Annotated in this window: 1 protein-coding gene and 1 pseudogene; both read right to left on the minus strand. The window is 64.6% G+C overall.

The features are described 5' to 3' along the window. Window positions 1–48: 48 nt before the first annotated feature. Complete coding sequence (locus tag QZ332_RS13415) at window positions 49–2397, minus strand: Helicase associated domain protein (protein ID WP_295766359.1); 2349 nt, start codon at window positions 2395–2397, stop codon at window positions 49–51. Between the two features lie 329 nt (window positions 2398–2726). Beyond that, window positions 2727–2842, minus strand: a pseudogene (locus QZ332_RS13420) (integrase); the annotation flags it as partial.

Raw genomic sequence — 2842 nt, forward strand, 5'->3', positions numbered from 1 at the left:
CGCGATATCCAAAAGACGCTTGATATGTCGCCGATACATCGTCTCCTCCTATCCTCTCGCCCTGCTCCCGGCGGTCCGCCCTGCTCTCCCGTTCCACACCATGCCGATCTCCTCCAGGCGGGCGATCTGCTGCGCCGTCAAAGTCTTGCCAGGGCGCTTCCCCCGGTAGATCTGCTTCTGCTCGTTCAGCCACTTGTTCAGCCAGATGCCTTCTGTCACCCAGCCCGCCGGGACCTCCAGGTCCCCGTGCTCCCGATAGTACGCTTCCGCCAGGCGGTACCGCGTCTCCCATGGGTCCTCTTTTTCCCAGCGCATCCCCAATCCGTCCAGCTTCGCCTTCCGTTCCGCTGTCAGGCGGATCGCCCGCCGGCCCGTCTTGAGGTCCACCTCCCGGTGCCGCCGCACCCATTTGCCCAGCGCGAAACCGTCCTCATCCACATAGGCGGCCGGGACCTCCAGGTCATGGTGCGCCTCCCACCACTTCCGCGCCTGCCGGTAGCCGTATCCCCACCGGCGGGCATAGGCATCCTCCCAGACCATGCCGATCGCGTCCAGCCGCCGGATCTGCTCCTGGGTCAGCCGTCCTTTCCCGCCTTCCCGGATCTGCCGCATCCGCCGCAGCCACGCGCCGATCTTCAGCCCGTTGGGAGCGATATGGCCGGAAGGCACCTCCAGGTCCCCGTGCTCCCGGTAATACTCCAGGCACGCCGCGTAGTTCCGCTCCCAGAGGAGGTCCAGCTTATCCCAGATCATCCCCAGCCCGTCCAACTGCCCGATCCGCTCTCCGCTCAGATAGACGCTCCGCTCTCCCAGGGCCCGCGACCGCCGCAGGCTGCTGACGAACCCCCCGAGGCGGAGCCCGTCCGCCGTCACATAGTCCGCCGGGACGTCCAGGTCCCCGTGCTCCTGCCGGTACCGGACCAGCGCCGCGTAGCAGCGGTTCCAGGCCGCGGTATACGGGTCCTCCCAGACCATGCCGATCGCGTCCAGCCTGGCGATCCGCTCCGGGGGGAGCCGTCCGTACTGCCGCCCCGCCCGGACGCTCCGCTGGGTCCCGATCCAGTTCCCCAGGGCGTAGCCCTCCTCCGTCTTATACCGCCGGGGCACCCGCAGGTGCCCGTGCTCCTCGTAAAACTGCTTCGCCAGCCGGTACATCAGGTCCCAGGACGCTGTCAGCGTGTCCTCCAATTCGTCGAACAGCCGACGGCAGTCCCGCACCTCGTCGATGACGCGGAACCGTTCGTTGACGATCCGCTCCTCTTCTCCGTAGAACCGGAAGCACTCCGCCGCGGCCCGCATCTCCGCCTCTACCGTACCGATGCTGTAGAGGTTCTCGATGTTGTTCACGACATCGAAGATCACGGCCTCCTTGGATCCGCCGGCGGACAGCGCCCGGCCGATCTGCTGCTTGTACACGATCGGCGAGACCGTCGGCCGGAACAGGATCACCCCCGACACGTTTTCCACATGGATGCCCTCGTTGAGCATGTCGATGCAGAACAGCAGCTTCAGATGCCCGCTCCCGTCCTCCTTGAACGCCTGGAAGGCGCGGCCGGTCTCCGGGTCGTCCGAATAGGCCCGGTATACATGGGGCGCGGCGTCGATCCCCCCGAACCACTCCGGGACACGGGCGATCATCTCCTCCATGTGCTTGACCCCGGCGCAGAACACGATGTATCTCCCGTCCCGCTCCCGCATGTGCCTCTCGAAGACCACGTCCAGGCCCTCCGCCTGCTCCAGGGCACGCCGCAGCGCCTCCAGCAGCTTCTCCGCCTTGTCCCGCGTCACGGCGCTCTTCGTCCGTCCTATCCGCGCCTCGTACTTTTTCAGATCGCTCTCCAGGGAGAACGCCGTCAGGACGTAGCGGGGCGGGTCCAGGATGCCCCGGGTGATGCTCTCCCCCAGGGTCATCTCCGAGGCGATGTTGCCGTCGAACAGCTCCCCCGCCATGTCCCGCTGGTTGTCCAGATACCGCACGTTCGTGGCGGACAGGCCCAGGACGGCGGCCTTCGGGTATGCCGCCCGCAGCCGCCCGACGCCCTGCCCCCACTGCTCCGCCCCGCAGCGGTGGAACTCGTCCAGCACGATGCAGTCCGGCCGGATCTCTGCGAGCTCCTCGTCCCGCATCATCATGAGCTTGGCATAGGTGAAGAACCGGATGTTCCCCGGCACGTCCCCGCCGCTGGCCAGCAGGTTCTCCTTCTGCGTCCGGAAGATATGCTCCGAGGGCGACAGCCAGCAAACGCTCTGCTCCGGATGGTCCTCGCAGAACTTGAAGGCGATGAAGGACTTCCCGGTGCCGGTGGGGTGGACCACGGCGGCGCTCCCCGTCTCGGCCAGCATCGCCGCCGCGGAGCGGTATGCCGCTTCGTTGTGCGGGAACAGCTCGATCGCCATTTTCCACGCCCCCTTTTGACCATTTGTCACAAAATCGATATTTCGTTCCTGCGAACATGTCCATGGGGAGGCTCCCGTGGGCATGAAAAAGCCCCGCGTCAAAGACGCGGGGAAAAACGCGGATGGGAAAAAGAGCCGTACAGATCTTCCTTGTCCGGCTCTCTTTCCCATACAAAAAAATTGGGTCCGGGACTTGTCAAAGTACGGTTTTTGTGATAACATGCGTCTGTGTTATGTAGACGCGCGTTTTACCGTACATCACTTTTGGACCGCGTTTTTGACGAAATATCGATTTTGTGATGAACAGCCCTGGGAGGGCTGTTCCTTTTTTACGAGATCAGCCCTAAGCGTTCGATCTGCCGGGCGTGCTCCGCCCCGGTGGAGATCAGGTAGATGCGGGTCGTCTCGATGCTGGAATGCCCCAGGAGGTCCGCCAGGCGGGCCA

The sequence above is a fragment of the uncultured Oscillibacter sp. genome, from assembly GCF_910584465.1.
In the GTDB taxonomy this organism is placed as follows: Bacteria; Bacillota; Clostridia; order Oscillospirales; family Oscillospiraceae; genus Oscillibacter.